General features: G+C 58.7%; 18 protein-coding genes. 8 read left to right on the forward strand and 10 right to left on the reverse strand.

The genetic code is table 11. From position 1 onward, the window contains the following. Position 1: 1 nt before the first annotated feature. Positions 2-289, reverse strand: a complete 288-nt coding sequence (locus NT179_06420) for a hypothetical protein (protein MCX5721649.1) — start codon at positions 287-289, stop codon at positions 2-4. A gap of 188 nt (positions 290-477) precedes the next feature. Here NT179_06420 and NT179_06425 point away from each other — a divergent pair, with 188 nt between their 5' ends. The 7 genes from NT179_06425 (at position 478) to NT179_06455 (ending at position 6,790) form a co-directional block, all read left to right on the forward strand. Continuing rightward, positions 478-1,368 (forward strand): polyprenyl synthetase family protein, encoded by an 891-nt coding sequence (locus NT179_06425; protein ID MCX5721650.1) that lies wholly within the window; start codon positions 478-480, stop codon positions 1,366-1,368. A gap of 129 nt (positions 1,369-1,497) precedes the next feature. After that, entirely contained in the window at positions 1,498-2,481 is a 984-nt protein-coding gene (locus tag NT179_06430; GenBank protein ID MCX5721651.1) for an NAD-dependent epimerase/dehydratase family protein, read from the forward strand. 78 nt (positions 2,482-2,559) lie between these two features. Beyond that, positions 2,560-3,372, forward strand: coding sequence for a carotenoid biosynthesis protein (locus tag NT179_06435; GenBank protein MCX5721652.1), 813 nt, complete (start codon positions 2,560-2,562; stop codon positions 3,370-3,372). A gap of 64 nt (positions 3,373-3,436) precedes the next feature. Further along, entirely contained in the window at positions 3,437-4,057 is a 621-nt protein-coding gene (locus NT179_06440; GenBank protein ID MCX5721653.1) for a cytochrome c, read from the forward strand. 12 nt (positions 4,058-4,069) lie between these two features. Next, positions 4,070-4,432: a DUF5666 domain-containing protein gene (locus NT179_06445; GenBank protein ID MCX5721654.1), complete on the forward strand. Its 363-nt coding sequence runs from the start codon at positions 4,070-4,072 to the stop codon at positions 4,430-4,432. Positions 4,433-4,435: 3 nt separating this feature from the next. Then, positions 4,436-4,897, forward strand: coding sequence for a phage holin family protein (locus NT179_06450; protein MCX5721655.1), 462 nt, complete (start codon positions 4,436-4,438; stop codon positions 4,895-4,897). Between the two features lie 75 nt (positions 4,898-4,972). Then, positions 4,973-6,790, forward strand: a complete 1,818-nt coding sequence (locus tag NT179_06455; GenBank protein MCX5721656.1) for an ATP-binding protein — start codon at positions 4,973-4,975, stop codon at positions 6,788-6,790. A 452-nt stretch (positions 6,791-7,242) separates the two neighbouring features. Here NT179_06455 and NT179_06460 read toward each other — a convergent pair whose 3' ends face one another. Next, positions 7,243-7,968 carry a hypothetical protein gene (locus NT179_06460; GenBank protein ID MCX5721657.1) on the reverse strand — a complete coding sequence of 242 codons (726 nt, stop codon included), beginning with the start codon at positions 7,966-7,968 and terminating at the stop codon, positions 7,243-7,245. A 140-nt stretch (positions 7,969-8,108) separates the two neighbouring features. Further along, positions 8,109-8,678, reverse strand: coding sequence for a hypothetical protein (locus NT179_06465; protein MCX5721658.1), 570 nt, complete (start codon positions 8,676-8,678; stop codon positions 8,109-8,111). A gap of 606 nt (positions 8,679-9,284) precedes the next feature. On the opposite strand from NT179_06465, the gene NT179_06470 reads away from it, so the two are divergent. Next, a complete protein-coding gene (locus NT179_06470; protein ID MCX5721659.1) occupies positions 9,285-9,650 on the forward strand; it encodes a hypothetical protein in 366 nt (121 codons plus the stop codon). 361 nt (positions 9,651-10,011) lie between these two features. Here NT179_06470 and NT179_06475 read toward each other — a convergent pair whose 3' ends face one another. The 7 genes from NT179_06475 to NT179_06505 form a co-directional block, all read right to left on the reverse strand. Continuing rightward, the gene (locus tag NT179_06475; protein ID MCX5721660.1) at positions 10,012-10,560 is read right to left on the reverse strand and encodes a DNA-3-methyladenine glycosylase; all 549 of its coding nucleotides are present in this window, start codon (positions 10,558-10,560) and stop codon (positions 10,012-10,014) included. 139 nt (positions 10,561-10,699) lie between these two features. After that, a complete protein-coding gene (locus tag NT179_06480) occupies positions 10,700-12,637 on the reverse strand; it encodes a TonB-dependent receptor plug domain-containing protein (GenBank protein ID MCX5721661.1) in 1,938 nt (645 codons plus the stop codon). Positions 12,638-12,747: 110 nt separating this feature from the next. Continuing rightward, a complete protein-coding gene (gene nikR, locus NT179_06485) occupies positions 12,748-13,164 on the reverse strand; it encodes a nickel-responsive transcriptional regulator NikR (protein ID MCX5721662.1) in 417 nt (138 codons plus the stop codon). A 303-nt stretch (positions 13,165-13,467) separates the two neighbouring features. Beyond that, positions 13,468-14,880 (reverse strand): Do family serine endopeptidase, encoded by a 1,413-nt coding sequence (locus NT179_06490; protein MCX5721663.1) that lies wholly within the window; start codon positions 14,878-14,880, stop codon positions 13,468-13,470. 81 nt (positions 14,881-14,961) lie between these two features. Further along, on the reverse strand, positions 14,962-17,544 hold the full coding sequence (locus NT179_06495) for a heavy metal translocating P-type ATPase (protein ID MCX5721664.1): 2,583 nt from the start codon (positions 17,542-17,544) through the stop codon (positions 14,962-14,964). 68 nt (positions 17,545-17,612) lie between these two features. Next, positions 17,613-18,257: a thioredoxin domain-containing protein gene (locus tag NT179_06500; protein MCX5721665.1), complete on the reverse strand. Its 645-nt coding sequence runs from the start codon at positions 18,255-18,257 to the stop codon at positions 17,613-17,615. A gap of 185 nt (positions 18,258-18,442) precedes the next feature. Then, the gene (locus tag NT179_06505; GenBank protein MCX5721666.1) at positions 18,443-19,507 is read right to left on the reverse strand and encodes a tetratricopeptide repeat protein; all 1,065 of its coding nucleotides are present in this window, start codon (positions 19,505-19,507) and stop codon (positions 18,443-18,445) included. Positions 19,508-19,563 lie beyond the last annotated feature (56 nt).

The following is a 19,563-nucleotide window of genomic DNA, read 5'->3' on the forward strand; positions in this document are numbered from 1 at the left end:
GTCACGACCCGACGGCCACGGGAGTCTCTTCCTTCGGCGAAAGAGAGGGACTGCCCTCTTGGGCGGCGCGGCAGGCCTTGCATACGCGGGGACGAACTTTCAGGAATGTCACTTTGCCGCTGGCCAGGCAGCTGTAATGGACGAACTCGTCACACAGGGTGCAGCGAGACCACCCGCCGGAGAAAAACGTTTTGTTGCGGTAGAGCCCTTCCTTGCAGACCTTGCAGTTGCGGGGCTCAATCCCCAACAACATCGGCTCCCAATCTCCACCCGCTTTCCTGATACTCATGGTGCGGAGTATAGCGAAGGCAAGCAGCGAGAGGCAAGGGGCGCAGAAGCCGTGACACTTCTTGCTTCTGACCTTTCACGTTTCACCTTTTACGTCTCACGCCTCACGGTTTGACAGCCCCCAGCCTGTTTGTTACTCTCCCCAGCCGACTCTCATTACCAGACACCACAACCTCCATCTTCACGCTCATGAACATCAAAGACTACCTTGAACAGAAGCGAAACGACGTGGATCGGTTCCTCGATTCCGTCATGCCCAGCGCCACCACGCCGCCCGCCACGCTCCACGAGAGCATGAGATACAGTCTCATGGCGGGAGGAAAGCGCGTCCGCCCGATCCTGGCCATGGCCGCGGCAGAAGCGGTGGGGCAGCCGGCGCCTGGATTGATGCCGGTCGCCTGCTCGCTGGAGCTGATCCATACCTACTCCCTGATTCACGACGACCTGCCCGCGATGGACAACGACGACTTCCGCCGCGGGAAACCGACGAACCACAAGGTCTATGGCGACGCCATGGCGATCCTGGCCGGCGATGCCCTGCTGACGATGGCCTTCGATCTCTGCAGCCGTCCTGATCTCATGAAAGGCTGCGACCCGGCTCGCCAAGTGCGGCTGATTCAAGAGCTGGCCTATGGATCGGGAAACGTGGGGATGGTGGGAGGGCAGGTCTTCGATATCCAAGCCGAGAACAAAGACATCGATCTCGCAACGCTCCAGAACATTCATAAACATAAAACCGGCATGTTGATCCGCGCCGCGGTGCGGATGGGCGCCATTGCCGCCGGCGCAACCGACCGCCAACTGGACGACCTCACGAGCTATGCCGAGGATGTCGGACTGGCCTTTCAAATTGCGGACGATGTGCTCAACGTGACGGGGACGCGCGAGGAACTGGGCAAGAATCCCAACACCGACGCGGAACGGGGCAAGAAAACCTACCCGACGTTCTACGGAGCCGAGGGAGCCAGGAAACTGGCGGACGACTGTGTGGCCCGCGCCATCGCGCGCCTTTCCTCGTTCGGCCCAGCCGCCGAGCCGCTCAGTGAAATCGCGCGCTATATCACGTCACGGAAAAATTAGTGCTGAGTGCTGAGACATGGGTGCTGAGTCAATGACAAGACCACTTATGTTTATGGACTACTCCTATCCGCTTCAACGCATCTCGCCTCTCCCCATTCAACTCTCAGCACTCAGCACTCAGCACTTCTTATGAAGGCGCTCGTTACAGGGGCAACTGGCTTTATCGGAGGCGCGGTCACACGCGCGCTGGTGAGCCGAGGCATCGACGTCCGGGTCCTGACCCGCGGAGAATCCGACCTCCAAAATCTTCAAGATTTGACCGTCGAACGGGTCGAGGGCGACCTGCGCGATCAGGCTTCGTTGCGCAAGGCCCTCACCGGCTGCCAGCAGCTCTACCATGTGGCAGCGCACTATGCGCTCTGGGCCAAAGATCCCTCGATCTTCTACGACGTCAACGTCACCGGCACAAAAAATCTCATGGAAGCGGCCCGTGCCATCGGCACAGACAGGATCGTCTACTGCAGCACCATCGGCGCCATCGGCCTCCCACCAGGCGGAGGGCTCGGGACGGAAGAGACGCCCGTCTCGCTCGATCAGATGGCGGGCCACTACAAACGGTCGAAGTACCTGGCCGAGCAAGAGGTCTTGACGCTCGCGAAGGCGGGGCTGCCGGTCGTCATCGTAAACCCCAGCGCCCCGGTCGGCGCAGGCGATGTGAAGCCGACCCCGACCGGGCAGATCATCGTGGATTTCATGAAGGGCCGCATGCCCGCCTATATCGAAACCGGGATGAACATTGTGGACGTCGATGACGTGGCAGCCGGCCATCTGCTAGCGATGGAGAAGGGCCGGATCGGCGAGCGCTACATTCTGGGCAACAAAAACTTGATGTTGCGCGAGGTATTCGAGATTTTGAGCCGCCTGACCGGCGTCAAGGCGCCCACGATCAAAGTGCCGCGCCTGGCGATTCTCCCCCTGGCCTACCTCAATCAATGGATCGCCAACCTCACAGGCCAGCCACCCCGCATTCCGCTCGAAGGGGTGAAGATGGCCAAGTACAAGATGCACTACGATTGCAGCAAGGCGATCAGAGAGCTCGGCATCCCGCAGACGCCGCCGGAAGTCGCGCTTGGGAAAGCCGTCCAATGGTTCCGAGATCATAAATATGTGTAACAAAAGCAGTGAGCCATCAGCTCTCAGCTTTCAGGTCTGAGCTGACGGCTGATTGCTGAAAGCTGAAGGCTCTTCTCTATGGACCTCCTGGCTCTCTTTTTCAAAACCGTCCTCCTCCGCCCCTACGTCTTCGTCTTTCTGGCGGCGTTCCTCTTCGCCGCGATCAAGCTGATCGGCTGGCCCAGGACCTGGCGGTTCTGGCTGATTAGCTGGGCCACGGCCTTCGTCTGCGAATTTTCATCCACGCGCAATGGAATTCCCTTCGGCTGGTACCATTACAACGGGTCAACCGTGGGGCAGGAGCTCTACTTCTCCAACATCCCCTTCATGGACTCGATCTCGTTCAGCTTTCTTCTCTACGCGGCCTACTGCCTGACACTCTGCTTTCTGCTCCCGGTCCGTCCTTCCTCTGACCGCTCCAGAAGCTGGCTCACCCAGCTCCGCTTCGATCGCGCCACCCGCACCGGCTGGGCAGCCCTCCTCGTCACAGCGTTGTTTTATGCCTTCATCGACATGGCCATCGATCCGGTCGCCTTGCGAGGCGACCGCTGGTTCCTGGGCAAGATCTACTATTACCCGGACCCCGGCACCCACTTCGGCGTGCCCCTCGCGAACTATGTCGGCTGGGCCGTGGTCGGACTGATTTCCCTTTCCATCTACTTTCGATTCGACCGGCGGCTCCCGAAACCAGCCTTCCCTGCCAGCGACTCCGTCACCGCCAGGCTCCTCCTCGGCGTCGGTCTGTACTATGGAGTGCTGGCCTTTAACCTCGGCGTGACCTTCTGGATCGGCGAATCGCTGCTCGGCATGACAGGCCTGCTGATGTACGTTCCCGTAACCGTCTTGCTCCTGCTCCGGCTTCTCAAACCGCTCGAACCCGGCAATCCCTAGCCATTGGGCCTGCTGGTGGCAATAACTCGGAATAATTTTGTATAGTGCAGTCCGAGGCGATACGATGCGAACCAAGCTCCTGATAGTCATCCTTCTTGTAGTACTGGCCGGCGCGACGACGTTCGGCTGGCTGGGCTATCGATTGTTCACCACCGGCTTTAGCGCGAAGACGGAACCCCAGGCGATCGAGATATTTATGGCGCGCCAGATTCGGCATCTCGCCATCCCGCTCGAGCAACGGAACAGCCCCAACCCTGTCCCGCTCAGCCCGGATCTCTTGCAGGAAGGATTGGCCCACTTCGCCGACCATTGCGCGGTCTGCCATGCCAACGACGGGAGCGGCCAGACGCCTATCGGCAAGAATGTGTACCCCAAGGCGCCGGACCTCCGGTTGCCCGAGACACAATCGATGTCCGACGGGGAACTCTTCTGGGTCATTCACAACGGCATTCGCTTCACCGCCATGCCGGCCTGGGGCGGAGGCGACCCGGCCCAGGACCTGGGCAGCTGGAAGCTGGTCCACTTCCTTCGCCACCTCCCGCAACTGACAACAGAAGAGCTCGACCAGATGAAGGCCCTCAATCCCAAAACGAAGAAAGACCTGGAAGAGGAAGCCGCGTTCGACCAATTCCTCCAGGGCAACGACTCTGCGGCGATACAGCCGGAGAGCGGCCATCAGCATTAAGCGACCGCTTGTATGAAAAAGGACCGATTCAACATGATGTACCGGAGTCTTCTCGCTTGCGCCCTGTGCCTCATCTCCGCCACCGCCTTTGCCCACGGCAGCGGGCAACATGTACTCGGCACGGTGACGGCCATTGACGCAACGCACCTCGAAATCAAAACGCCCAAAGGCCAGACCGTTGACGTGCACGTCAACAAACAAACCCGGTTCAGAGAGAAGGGCAATCCGAAAGGCGCCAATATGCCTTCGGTGGGAGATCGCGTCGTCATCGAAGCGACCAAGACCAACAAGATCCTGACCGCAACCGAAGTCCATTACGCATCAGGCAAACGTATGCCAAGCCCGGCACAACCGGCGCCCACTCAAGCAAGGTGATTTATGCCAACCGTTCGTGTGACGCGAGAAATTCATAACTACCTCTTTCACGGCGGGCTTCAGGCCGTCACCACCCGCGTGCTGGTCACGGGAATCGCGGTCTTCCTGGCCGTCATGACCGTGCCAGGCATTGAGGTCGACTCGATCCCTGCCGGAATCGCCGCCATCCTCGTGCTCATGTTTCTCAATCTCCTGGTCCGGCCCATTCTCTTTGTGCTGACCCTCCCCTTGATCGTCCTCTCGTTGGGACTCTTTCTCATTGTGGTCAACGCCCTGCTACTGGAATTCACCGCCTATCTCGTCAAGGGATTCACCGTCACGGGATTCTGGCCGGCCGTCGGCGGCGCGGTGGTGATCAGTCTGGTCACCACGATCCTCAATGCCTGGACCGCTGAACCGCGCCAACCGGAGCCGCAGTCCTTCCCCCAACAACGTCCACCTAAAATCATCAACCCAGACGAATAACAAGCCCATTCCTTTTCATTGAATTGCTCGGCGCACGTTGTTACAATGTGTGCGCTAGTCCACCCAAACTCACGAATGACACCCACAGCCCCACACAGCAAACCAATTCCCGAGACGCAGCTTCAGCGGACCTTGACGGCCGTGCTGAACGATTTGCCGGTCGACGCCGCGCTGGCCGCCGTATTCCACCGGGAACAAGGCCCGCTGGTCGGCCATGCGGCACGGGGCTTCACCCCGCGCGACACGCAAGCGATCCTCCGGACACTCTCAGCTCCCGCCGTCGCGGCCGCAGCGGCCTCGAACAATCAGGAGGATGGACGCACCATTCGCCTCCGCCTGATTACGCCGGGCGCGAAATCGATGCTCGCTGTGCCCCTCCGGTATCGCAATAAAACCTACGGCTTCCTCGTCATCGGGCGCAAAGAGAGCGCCACGTTCGCGAAAAAAGAGAAGAGCTTGATGGAGCAGGCCAGCGACGAGGTCACGAAAGCGCTGGAGCGCGACGGCCTGTTCGATATGAACGTCGTGCTCAGCCGACCCTTCGTCGCGCACGAGCCGGTCCCTCCGCCACCCTCTCCCGCAGAGCTGTTTGCGGCGCCGGTGTCGCAGCTCACGCCGGAACTCCAGGATAAAATTATCGCCGCCTTGACGGATGCCAACCAATACGTCGCCTACGATCGCATCTGGGCCTGCCACTACGACCCCCTCGCGGGCAACGTCGAAGTCCTGGGCATGGCCGGCGATCTGAAGAGCGAACAGAAAGACGGGAAGAAAGATCTGAAGCCGGGCCACCGCCTCACGCTCGACAGCTCCGCCTCCGGCTGGGCGGTTCGCCATCGCAAGCCGCGCGTGGATCACGACCTCGCCTCCACACAAGGGCGATTCCTCGATCACAAATATCTGTTCAAGGACCGGCTGCTCTCCTCGCTCGTCGTGCCCTTCTTCGTCCGGGGACAAGTGGGCGGCACCATCACCCTGGCCTCGAAAGAAGCCGGACGGTACCAACAGACGGATGCCCGTACGCTCGAACCGATCATCGTCAAGATTGCAGAAATCCTCCAGGCCCCGGTATCAGTACCGGCCAGCCAGGCCCAGGCCACTGGCCAAGAAGGCGCGCCAGGAGAGGCCACAGCTCCGGACTCTTCTGAGCCCATCATCAGAAAGCAGGAGCGACAGGCCGCCATCGGCGAGTTCAGCATGTTCCTCGCGACAGAAGTGCGGGAGCCCCTCGCCTCGATCCGCGCGCAACTGGAAGAAGTCACGGGTGAAGGCATCCTCGACTTCGACCCCCAGACACGCGTCGAGAACGCGATGCGCGACTTGATCCGCGTCGAAGCCATCCTGAACGAGATTTTGGACTTTGCGAAACCGCTCGAACTGAATCGACGGCTCCTCCGCATCCCCGAAGTCATCGAAAGCGCGCTCACGGTGGTCGCAACCGACCTCGAAGTTACAAGAATCCAGGTGACCAAGGACTATGCGACGATGATCGCGCCGGTCCGCGGCGACGAATCCAAACTCCAGCAAGTCTTTTTGAGTATTTTCAAGAACGCCGGCGAGGCGATGAGCCCGGGGGGCCATCTCCATATCCAGATCACCCAGCATCGCGCGGGGCGCGGCGTGGAGGATCAGATCCTCATCAAGAACGACGGAGCGCCCATTCCGGCAGAAATCGTCGACAAGGTTTTTGAACCGTTCTTCACCACGAAGCGGGCTGGCACAGGCCTGGGTCTCGCCACGGTCAAGAAGATCGTCGAAGAACATGGCGGCTCGATTGCCATCGGCAGCGCGCCAGGCGAAGGCACCACCGTCACCATCCGTCTCCCAGGTCTCAGCCGCGGACCGTCCTACCGAGGACGAGGACGCAGACCGCCCACACGCCGCCCGGCCTAACCGGGCAGGACGCTGAAAAATCCCGCCAACATCGTTCTCGTCTCGAACGCATCCTCAACGTAGCCCAAGGCTACGCCTCCGGTGCGCTCATCGACTGCGGCCTTGATGGACAGGCTTTTTGAGCGTCCTGCGGGAATACTCGCCTGCTACACCACTCGTGCGATCCATCGAAGCCTTAACCCGCATCGCTCCGTATCCGGCTCCAAAGCTGCCAGTTCCGATGGTTATGTACGTTTCGTTGAGTAGCTCAGGAAGGAGAAAGCCTCACTCGGCTTCAGCGTGAACGATCGCATACAGACCACGAGACGTAGATCTGTGGGAAGTGAATCCGTTGGTCTTTTCCAAATAATATGACTGATGCCAGCTAACGTTATGGTCATCGGCAGGTGCGCGGGGCAGTTGCGAAGACGCTCAAGACTGCTTTCGCCTGTCCGCTGCGCCTAAAGTTAGAACTACTTGTTTCCGAACAAGCCCCGTTTGACTTCCGCATGAACTGCATAGCGTTTGGTAATTGAATTTACGACGTCCACAAACCAATCAGAACTATCGGGATGAACATAGATAGACTCTACTAAGACGTTTATTAGAGCTGGCAAACCATAGCCGTAAGGAGTGCCCTTGGTGGGGTTCGTGCGTGAATAAGTATCAAGAGAAATCCTCACCTCTTCCTCGAATGCAAAGTGTGGACGCTTCCTGAAGAAGCACTCTTCGTAGTTTAATACTCCCTGCACATCTTCGGATTTTTCGTAGACCACAGGCTTGAGAAGAAGGGAATGACCACTAAGCCTGGACGAGTCGATACTGTCGTTTATGCGACCTACGGTCGTTTGAACCGCAATTGCATTGGTGTCTCGTCCGTAGATTTCCCACATCACCATGTTCTCGTCGATGTTTTTGTGCCAACAGCTAACGAAAGTATTTTTGAGTAAATAGTCTTGGAAGTCGTCAGCATCCTTGACTGGAGAAGGATCGTCAGCTGAAAAGCTTTCGTAAGCCTTTTCTGTCCACCTTCGCATCTCATCAGGAAAGCGGCCTTCATGGCGGTCCTTAAACGTATCCGCCCTTGCGAGCCAAATCTCTTCCGTTTCGAGTAACGAGATCAATTTGGCCAAGTCCATATAACGCCAAAGCCTTAGGCTTTCTTTCAGGGCGTCATCGATTTCGAGGTAAACGTTCACGATGCCTGTTGTGGTTCTAGCGTTTGAGTTGAGGGGTCTCGCAAAAGCGCAGCTTTTGACCAGTCCCCCTCGAACGATAAGTTAGCGCCATCATTGTATAAACGTAGCGAAATTTGGCGCTGTCTTTAGTAGCGTGGCCGTTAGCACTCACAGAACCTCGCGGGGTTAACCACAATGTCACGGAGCACGCCTGTAATTTCGTAATTAAACGACAGAAACGAGAATATAACGTCAATCGCCTCGTCGCCATCGATTGCTTCTATTGCGCTGACTTGTGCGTCTATATCGCTATCGTAATGACCAGTCGACTTATTTCGCAATGTGGTAAACGACTCGATAGCTTTGAGCTTTTTGCTCCATTCTTTCGAAATCTTGCTGATCTCACCCTTGACATGCGAAACACCTCGCATCGCGGCATAGTCGAGTATTTTCTTTATATGGCTGCCTCGCAATGTTCGATCATACTCAACTATTTTGTGAAGGATATCTTTCAGGGCTACTTGAGCAGCGAAACCGCTCGGTGGGCGACGAATGACCTGCTCGAATTCAGAGGCGACTTCAAATTGCAGGATGGTTATTTGCAGTTTGAGTGCATGGAACCGCAACTCATCCTCTGTCTTTGATTCGCGAAAATGTTGGTAAGAATCATTGAGAAGTCGTTCCGACGCAATCACAGCCTTTTCAATTTTCTCCAGTGTTTCCATCTGCATCGCTAACTATGTTTAGGCGGATCCGCGTAACAGTACCTCCGTACAGGGGTCCAAAATCCGTCCAGCGGACTGCAAACACTACCAGAGCCGCAGTTGAGGCCATGACTGTACATCATTGCTGTCGTAACGTCACTAGGGAGCTCTCCATGTCTTTCTTTAGGGGAATGGCCGAGGCTGCCTTTTACTGCGCACGGCGAACGGAGGTTGGTTCATCTGGTCTATCTCGTCTATCAGGTTTGTCTGGTTGGTCGGACCGAAAATTCATCCAGAAGAACCAGATAGACCAGAAAGACCATCCAACCAGACAGACGAGCCCCTGCGCGTTGCGCGAGCACAGGAGGCCAACAGGCCACCCTCCCCTCCCATCCTTCTCATTTCCCCAACCTTACCCTAGGGGGGCGCAGTCAGATGGTCCTTCACTGCGCGCATCGGACGAGCACAGCTTCATCGTGCGCGTTCTGCGAGCAAGAAGGACCGCCTGACTACGCCCCCCTTCTTCGCCCTTGACAGACCCACCCCCCCCTGGCTATGATTCCCGCCACTTGATTTGAACTTGTAGTCTAAAACGCATTTTCTCCGGCCACCATTATTCAAAGGAGTAGGCTCATGAAGATCGTAATCGGTACTGTTGCGACCGTCTCCGGCGTCCTGTTTGCCTTGTCGATGGCCTCTGCGAATCCTTCGCTCCTCCCCAAGCACGAAGGCTATCCGATGAAGAACAGCGGAAGCCCTGTGACGGGACAGCCAACCGCCAACGATCCCGGCCAATCCGATGCGCGTGGCGAATCCACGTTGCTCAAGTCCACGGACTCCATCAAGCACAGCGAACAGCACCTGAACAAGTCTGATAATGCTCGGATCACGGAAGGACAGGGCGCAGGCCGTCTTCCGAACGTCCAGGGTCCGCAGATCAAGATCGCTCCCCCGGTCACGTCTGCCACGAAGATCACCGGCGATCGCAAGATCAACTAGTCAAGTCGTTCCGCAAAAGACAGACAGGGGGGTGCCGGGTCTATCCGGCGCCCCCCTGTTTTTTTGTGCGGCGGGCTCACGTCTGGCAGGCTGCGGAAAAACTCGGTGGATACGGAAAACATGGCGAAAATATTCCGTACGGTGCTGGGGCCAGAATCACCTCAGGATGCTCAAAAAGGCCGTCCAGCAAGGCCGCAGCGAGCGAAGAGGCGAGGAGGTACAAACCGCACTTCGTGTGAGCCGTTCGCCTTTATCATGAATCTTGGCGAACGGAAAGTCCCCTCCAGTATTTCCGACCTCCGACAGCGTTGAGCCTCTTCGTGAAGCGAGAACGCCGCTGGCAGACTTTTTCAGCATCCTGCTAGGCTGAAACGCTCCGCAGCCGGAATCGCCAGGGTTTCTTCGCCCACTCGCCCGCGTAATCGACCCCGACTCGTGGATGGGCCTCTATCGATCCACGCCTCACCGATTCGCCTCGATCCTCGAACCAGAGAGATTCGCCGGACGTGAGGTTTGCGCGGTTGAGACTACGATCGATCTGCAGCGCGCGGCAAAGCTTCCCTGGTCCATCGATCAATTCTCCATCAAGTTCAATCGCCCTGATCAAGACGGCTGAAGGAAACCCCTCCCGCTCCGTCACCACGTTCAAACAATGGTACATCCCGTAAATGAGATAGATGTAGGCGATCCCTCCGCCGCCGAACATCACGTCCGTCCGTAACGTTCTCCCTTTCGACGCATGGCAGGCCTTGTCCTCCGGCCCGACATAGGCCTCGACTTCGACGATCTTCCCCTCAAGACGACGCCCATCGTTGACCCGCACGAGATACTTGCCGATGAGCGAGCGCGCCACCGTGACCGTTGGGCGGTTGAAATAGGTACGTGAAAGGATCTTGTGCTTAGACTTCATGGAGGCCTCACTATAGACCGCTCAAAACGATCTTCCAACAAGGCCGCAGGCGAAGAAAGCACCGGAAGCGTACCCTCAGGGGTACGTTGAGGATGCTTTCGAGACGAGAACGAAGTTGGAAGTCGTTTTCAGCGGTCGACTAGAAATACCATGCCACGCCACCCATAAAAAACCGCGGACTCCCTGGCACGAAATGGATATCCCTGGCCCCGCTGGCCGGCTCACCGGCCAAACGGGAACGGAACCCAAAAGTCGCTTGCTCCCACTTCGTATCGAGGAGGTTCTGCACAAACAGGAAGGCTTCCATCCTGCCATGCGGGAGCGTGATCGGAAGCCGGTATCGTTCGGACAGATCGATATCCACCCATGCAGGAGCCTTCAGATTCTCGTCCAACGACCGGCCCCCCAAATAGGTCGCCTGGATTTGCGACGTCAGCCCTTCCGGCCAACGGAGCAACAGGGCTCCATAGGCTGTCAGCTCCGGCGCATTAGGCACAGACGCTCCATCCTCAAACCTGGCGCGGCTCCAGGTCAGGCTGCCGTTGAATGACAGGGGACCCCAGACTTGCCCTCGCGCGGCAACCTCCAGGCCCCGACGTGTCGTCGCGCCACGGATTCTGGTCGTTCCATCGTCGCCGGCAAACACCAGCTCGGATTGCAGATCAATCGCCCACAAGGTCGCAGTCAGTTCAACTCCATCCGGCCCCCAAGGCCTCGAACGGACTCCCACCTCATAGGTTCTCGCGCGGGCTAATGGAACCGAACCAGGGGCGACTGCCGAGCGGGCATCGTTGCTATGGTACCCCTCGCCATAATTCGCAAAGAGCTCTGTCCCCAGCCAGGGTCCGAAAATCATGTTGGCCTTTGGCAGGACCAACCCTGACGTGGTACGGCCGGCCGCCTGCTCCGCACAGGTCGGGCAACGATTGCGCACGTCGAACGTGAAAAATTCCCCCCGCACCCCTCCGACCAGTCGCATCCAGGAGACCGGCTGGATCTCCGCTTTCACGAAAGGCGAATAGGACGCCTCCATCACATCGCTATCGGTCGTCGTGCCGAGCGGATTCCGTTTCACCTGCGTCCCCAATCGCGCATGGATGTCATCCACCCTCGTTTGGACGCCAACCGTCACGGCGCTCTCAGCATCCATGAAGGTTCCCGTTTGGCGATAGCCGACATCCCCGCCATAGACGACGCGCCGGTCGGACTGTTGAATACCGTCTCCCTTGGCCGGGTCGTTGAGCAGGAAGGTGAAATTCGTATAGAGATCGAACCTGTAATATTGTCCGTAGGCATCGGCGAAGAAGCGGCCGCCGGATGGCGTATCGTAATGATAGTTCAGGCGAGCAGTCGAACGAGTCGTGTTGCCGCCTTCCGATGGATCAAGCGACCCGAAACGGTCCAGGGTTCCGTCCGTCACCGCTCGCAGAGGAACTTCTCCCGATGCATTCCACTGGGCCTTGTGAAAGGTCCCCGTCACGCCGAGCTCGGAGCGGCCTGTCGGATTCATCGTCATCTTGCCTAGCAGATTCGCGCGGAAGTACCGGTTGTCGTTCTGGAACGGCCCGTTCGTGTAATAGCCTTCCGCCGCGATCAGGCTTCGAACCTTGTCTGTGGTGGGAGAGAACATCAAGAGATGGCGCTGGGTATCGAACTGACCGCTCGACAGCTGCATGACGCCTTCCTTCACCACCTCCCGGGTACGAAAATTCACCGCCCCGGCTGTGGCGAAGTCTCCGAACTCTGGGAGATAGGCCCCCTTGGAGACATCGAGTCCCTCGATGGTTTCAGGAATGATGAAGTTGAGATCCGTATAGCCCTGTCCGTGTGCATGGGAACGAAGGTTGATCGGCATGCCATCGGCAAAGAAGGCCACATCGGTGCCGTGATCGGCATCGAACCCGCGCAGGAAATATTGATCGGCCTTACCTGCTCCGCCGGAATGCTCCATCGTAATCATCCCTGGGATCAGCCGCAACACCTGGGCTGGCCGGCCCTGGGGCTGGAGAAGATATTCCTTATCGGGAATGAACTGTTGCGAGGACGCGGCCACCGGGCGAGCGCCGACGATAGACACCTCTGACACCTCCACGATCTCAGCGTCAGGATCGTGGGCGAGAGCAGAGGAGACAAGGAACAACAATGCAGTGAGATGGAGGAAGAGGCTACGAAGACTCACAAGGACGCTCAGCTCAAATCTTTTCCCGTGGTGGTCGTTGCCAGCTTCCCGTGCTTAACTCCCTTGGTCCCGATGAGAGTATCGGCAACCTTCCTGATGGCAGAGCCCTTGCCTTTCACGACCAACACTTCCAAGCAATGGTCATGATCGAGATGCACATGCATCCCGGACACAATAAGGGGCTGGTAGCGGTGCTGAATGTCGGTGAGCTTCCTGCTCAAGTCGCGCACATGATGGTCGTAGACGAACGTGATCGTCCCGATCGTCTCTTTGTCGTCATCCCACTCCTGCCCGACCAGATTGTCCCGAATCAGGTCCCGCAACGCCTCCGAGCGATTCGTATATTTTCGCTTCTTGATGTGCCGATCAAAACTGTCGAGCAGATGCTGGTCCAGCGACACGCCGAATCGAATCAGTTTCTTCATGGTACCCCCCCCCGCAAGTAGCACGTCTTTTAAAAACGTAGCATCATGTGAGGCGCAAATCAACGACGAATCGCCACAGTCAAGCGGAGCGCAGTTGGCGGAAATCTATTTCTTCAACAGGGGGCTGTTAACTTGGGCTGAGGGTGTCTAGCGGGCAGAACTTCATCGTGCGCCTTCGCTTTGGATTTTTTCTCTCCCAAAGCGGGGCGGCCAGGCCGCCTCAGACTGCGCGCGTCCAACGAGCACCTTCTGAGCGTGCGCGTTGCGCGAGCACGTGAGGCGGCCTGGCCGCCCCGCGCACGCTTATTCTGATTGAATCGGGATGTAGAGAACGCTCCCCTGCCGGTTGACCAGCAGGAGCGCAAGATCGGAGGGTTTCATCGGATCGGCTAGCCGCTGAAATACAGCGAAGCTGGAAATATGCTGACGATTAAGCTCCAGCACCACATCGCCGGGCTGAAGGCCTGACGATTCGGCCAGACTGCCTTCCTCAATATCAGTCACCACTACTCCGCTGGTGACGGCCAGATCCATCTGCCGGGCCAGCGGCACGGTCACATCGTCGAAGACCACGCCGGCGAGAGGATGCACCGTGGAGACTGCGGCCGATGGGGTCTGGCTCTTCTTGGTCCGTTCACGCGGCGCCTCCTGCACCACCAGGTCAGCCTGGTACGGTTTGCTCTCGCGCAGGAGATCCAACCGGTGCTTACTCCCGATCGTCGAGGCGGCCACGAGGTTCCGGAGATGTCCGCTGTCCATCACGTCATGCCCGTCGAATCGCACCACCACATCACCGCGTTTGAGGCCGGCTTTTTCGGCCGACCCCTTGGCCTGCACATCGGTCACGATTGCGCCCTTCACATCGGGTAGGCGAAAAATCTTGCCGAGCAGAGGCGTGACATCCTGCGTCGAAGCGCCGAGAAATCCTCGGACCACACGCCCGGTCTTGAGCAGGCTCTGCATGGCAGCCCTGGCCATATTGCTCGGAATGGCAAAGCCCACGCCGACGCTCCCGCCGGTCGGACTGGCGATGGCCGTATTGATCCCCACCAACTCTCCGTTGATGGTCACCAAGGCTCCGCCAGAGTTGCCGGGATTGATCGGCGCATCGGTCTGAATGAAATCTTCGAAGTCGGCGACTCCGACATCGGCGCGGCCGACGGCGCTGACAATGCCGAACGTCACACTGCGACTCAACCCCAATGGATTGCCGATCGCGAGCACAAATTCTCCGACGGCAAGCGTGCTCGAATCCCCCCAGGTCACGGTCGGGAGATTCGTCGCCTGAATTTTCACGACAGCCACGTCGGTCTTCGGATCGGTGGCCACCACTCGTCCTTTATATTGCCGCCGGTCTGCGAGAATCACTTCCACATCGACCGCATCGGCAATGACATGGTTATTCGTCAGAATGTACCCGTCCGGCGACACAATCACGCCGGAACCCTGGCCATATTGACGGCGCGGCGGGGCGTCCTTGAACAGGCCGAACGGGAGCCCTTCGTCGCTGAAAGCTTGATCCCGCACCATCACCGTTGACCCGATGCTGACGACAGCGGGAGTCACTTTGGTTGCGGTCGCCTTGACCTGCGCCTGGAGATCGCCTCCGCCCGCCACAGGGATCGCACGGGCGCCGGCCAGAACAGTCCCGGTCACGATCGAGCTCCCCAGACAGAGTCCGATCACGAGTCGCAAAAGAAAATTTACTCGAAACATGCCACGATCCTTCATGAAATTTGTCTCCGCTCGATCACCGACAAACGACCGTAGCCTAGCATGCATGCGTCGAAGGCGCACTTACAATTCCACATGGCGCAGCCGGAGTGCGTTGGAGATAACGGACACGGAGCTAAACGTCATCGCAGCACTGGCGATCATGGGGCTCAAGAGGATGCCCCAGACCGGATAGAGCGCGCCTGCCGCAACCGGCACCCCGATCACATTATAGAGAAAGGCGAACAGGAGATTTTGCCGGATGTTCCGCATCGTGGCCTGGCTCAGCCTCCGCGCACGGAGCAGTCCGCGCAGATCCCCCTTTACCAGCGTCATCCCCGCGCTCTCGATGGCCGTGTCCGCCCCGGTTCCCATCGCAATCCCGACATCGGCCAACGCCAAGGCCGGCGCATCGTTAACGCCGTCTCCCGCCATCGCCACCACACGGCCTTGCGACTTGAGACGGGCGATGATTTGGCCCTTTTGCTCCGGCAGGACATCCGCCAGAACCTCCTCAATGCCGAGTTGCCTGGCCACTGCCTCAGCCGTATCGTGATGATCACCCGTCAGCATGACGATGCGGATACCTTCGGCCTTGAGTTCCTGCACAGCGGCATGAGTAGAAGCCTTGATCGGATCTGCCACGCCCAGAATGCCGGCAGCCTGCCCATCGACAGCCACAAACAGGACCGTCTGCCCTTCATGACGAAGCGCAGCCGCGTCGTCGTCCAACTGCGTGAGGCTCTGGCCGGACAGGCCGATGTCATCGCGTAAAAATGCCACCGTCCCGATGGCCACGCGACGACCGGCCACAGTCCCGGTCACGCCCTTCCCCGTCACAGAGCGAAAGTCTTCGACCGGGACAACAGCGATCCCTCGCCCTTCCGCCCCCGCCACCACCGCCGCTGCCAACGGATGCTCACTGCTTCGTTCAAGGCTCGCGGCGAGACGCAACAGCTCAGCCTCGGACCAGGGCGTCACGACATGCACTGACAGCAATTTCGGTTTCCCCTCCGTGAGGGTCCCGGTCTTATCGATTACGAGCGTATCCACCTTGCCGAAAATCTCCAGCGCCTCCGCCTTCTTCACCAAGACGCCGACCGTCGCGCCGCGCCCGGTCCCCACCATGATCGACATCGGCGTCGCCAATCCCAACGCGCAGGGACAGGCGATAATCAAAACCGCCACGGCATTGACCAGCGCATAGGCCAGCTTCGGCTCAGGCCCCCAGATCGCCCAAGCCACTGCCGTGATCAACGAAGCAGCCACAACCAGCGGGACAAAATAGGCCGCGGTCACATCCGCAATGCGCTGGATCGGCGCCCGGCTCCGCTGCGCCTCGCTGACCATCTGCACAATCCTGGCGAGCATCGTATCTCGCCCGACCCGTTCCGCCACCATCACTATTCCGCCAGTTCCGTTAATGGTCCCGCCGGTCACCGAATCTCCAACGGTTTTCTCGATAGGAATCGATTCCCCCGTGATCATGGATTCATCTACAGACGTCGAACCTTCCTGGACCATCCCATCGACCGGCACTCGTTCTCCCGGCCTGACGCGCAATCGATAGCCCACCTGGATCTGTTCGAGCGGCACGTCTTCTTCCTGCCCGTCCGATTTGATGAGCCTGGCGGTTTTTGGCGCCAGCCGGAGCAGGGCGCGAATCGCGGAGCTCGTCTGGCTCCTAGCCTTCAGCTCAAGCACCTGGCCGAGCAAGACGAGCACCGTAATAATGGCCGCCGCCTCGAAATAGACCGCGATCGACCCGTCATGCAGCCGGAAGGAAGCGGGAAGCAGCGCCGGAGCCACAGTGGCCACCGTGCTGTAGCCATAGGCAGCGCCAGTTCCAATGGCAATGAGCGTGAACATATTGGAGGCCCGATTCACCACCGAGATCCAGCCTCGCTGGAAAAACGGCCAGCCGCCCCAGAGCACCACCGGCGTCGCCAGCAGCCATTGCACCCAGTTCTTCGAGGAGCCGGTGAAGGCCTGTGGTAGCGACAGGCCAGGAATCATCTCGGCCATGGCTAAGAACATAACGACGAGGGCAGGCCCGAGGCAGATCCAAAACCGCCGGCTCATCTCTTCAAGCTCCGGATTCCCTTCCTCTTCGAGCGAGACGACTTTGGGCTCCAGCGCCATCCCGCAAATCCGGCAGGCCCCCGGCTTGTTCTCAAGCACCTCCGGGTCCATCGGACAGATGTACTCGACCACCCCACCGGATGGAATCGGCATCGAGCGAAGCACGCGCTGCTCAGGAGGAGTCAGATAATGGATCGGGTCCGCCCGAAACTTGGCAAGGCAACTCGTGGCACAGAAGTAGTAGGTCTTCCCCTGATACTCAGAGGAGCCGGCAGCCGTGGCCTGCTGGACCCTCATCCCGCAGACGGGATCGATGGCTCCTGTCAGGATCGGAGCTTGCTGCATCATCGGAAGGGGTTTTCTTGTGGTTGGCTTCGCAGCACTGACCGGCTGTGGCTGCAACGCCAACTCCGGATCGGCCTTGAATCGTTCCAGGCAGGACAGACCACAAAAGTAATAGCGCTGACCGCGATGGTCATGATGGCCGGCCGCCCTAGCCGGATCGACCGTCATCCCGCAAATTGGATCGATTTCCACACCAACCCCCAACCGTGGCCACAGACAGATGATCTCGACTGCGCCCATCGAGCGAGCACAGTTTCATCGTGTGCGCTCTGGGAGCAAAGAGATCGTCTGCCTGCGGCCGCTCTTCATCACTTCTTCTTATCTCCATCCAGAATGCTCTGGATGATCAACCTGATATTCTCCGGATCGATCGTCTCCGTCTTGATATTTCCATCGAGGAGCACGGTCGGGGTCTGCTGCACCTTGATGCGCTCGCCCCACTTGCGTCCGTCCTCGAATAACTTAGCCGGCTTCCCGCTGGCCATCCCCTCTTCAAAGGCTTTCGGGTCGAGCCCGACTTCCTTGATCAAGACTTCCCGCAACGAACGGTCCAGCACGCCGGTGATCTTGTCTTTATGGATGGTGCGAAAGAGGACCGCTTTGATTTCTTTCCCCTTGCCCATCATCTTCGCCTGCTCATACATGTCGAAGGGGGTCGGTAATTTCCCATGAATCACCGGGAACCCCACCATCGTCGCCTCAAGCTTGCTCCCGAACTCTTTTTCCAGCAGGGCCAAACCTTCCCCGTCGAACCGGTGACAATGGGGACAGTAGAAATCGGCGAACTCAATTAACTTCACCTTGCCAGGCGTATGGGTAGACACTTCGCCCTGGAGGATTTCGAACTTCCCCTTCAACTCGGGGGATGCGGCTGCGGCAACTGTGCCCCACAAGACCACGACCCCTACCATCGCCCATACCGCGGCCCATTGCGCACCCTGTCTCTTCACCATACGCGACTCCTTTCCTGAATCAACCTGCTCGTTCATGATAGCCAATGTGCCGAGAAAACACTCTCTGCTGTATCGATGTACGCCCGCCGGAAATAACAACGCCTCGGGCACCGGCCAGGCTCCGAGGCGATCACGCTGTCGTCCATGATCACTGCGACCATCCGCCCGTCACAACATCGAACGGGTCATCGACTCCCCAGCCCGACGATACGCTCCACGCGATCGTCGCGCCCGCCGAGGTTCCGGTATTTGTGATATTGCGCCAGCGCTTTCGCCAAGTCTTTCCGATGCAACTCATAGAAGACCCCCAAGTTGTAATGGGCCTCCGCATAGTCCGGCTTCAACTCGACAGCTCGCTCGTAGGACTGTTCCGCCTCTTCAAGCCTGTTCAGCCCGGTATAGATCACGCCTAAGTTCATGTGGGCTTCGGCATACTCGGGGCGGTACCGCAGGACCTCCAGAAATTCCCGCTCCGCATCGGCCGGCTTGCCCTGGCTTCGCAGGATGAATCCCAGATTATAGTGGGCATCGACCAGATCCGGCTTGGCCGCGACAGCTTGCTTATAGGCGTAGGCTGCTTCCAGCAAATCGTTCCCCCGCTCCGCTAAGCGCCCAATGTGATACCAGGCATCGGCATGTTTGGGATTCGCCTTCGTCAACCGCATCAACAAATCGTGAGCCGACTTGTTCTCCCCCTGGCCCTCATGCAACATCGCCAGCCCGAAGAGCGCGTCGGGATGGGCGGGACGAAACGCCAGCAGACTCTGATAGGTTTTTGCCGCGGCAGCCACATCACGCCGGCCCTCATAGAGCTTCGCCAAATCCACATAGGAATCATCGTGCCTGGGGTCGATCTCGATGGCCCGCCTGAGCGCCTGTTCCGCCTCCGCAGACTTCCCCTGTGCCAGATACACTTCCGCCAGATCGTTCAACGCTTCGGGATAGGCAGGCTTCAGCTTGAGCGCATGCAAGAACGCGTCAGTGGCCTCGTGTGGCTTTTTCTTACCGTGAAAATACACCCGCCCGAGGAGGTGGTAGGCCTCGGCAGAGGAGGGATTGAGCTCCGTGGCCTTCGTCAACAGGGCAATCGCGCCATCGGTATCGCCGGACTTGAACAGCTCAGCGGCCCGTTCGACCGGACGTTTATTGGAATCGCTAGGAGGAGAAGCGTGAATCGGACCGACGATGGGATAACCCCAAACACATATTCCGAAAACGATGAGGAGGCGGTATCGTGCAAAAGAAATCAACGTCGCGCTCCTGGCAAATCGGGCAGACCGTTCAACTATACGGTGGACCACCCGCG

It is taken from the genome of Nitrospirota bacterium (genome assembly GCA_026387665.1).
Lineage (GTDB): Bacteria > Nitrospirota > Nitrospiria > Nitrospirales > Nitrospiraceae > Palsa-1315.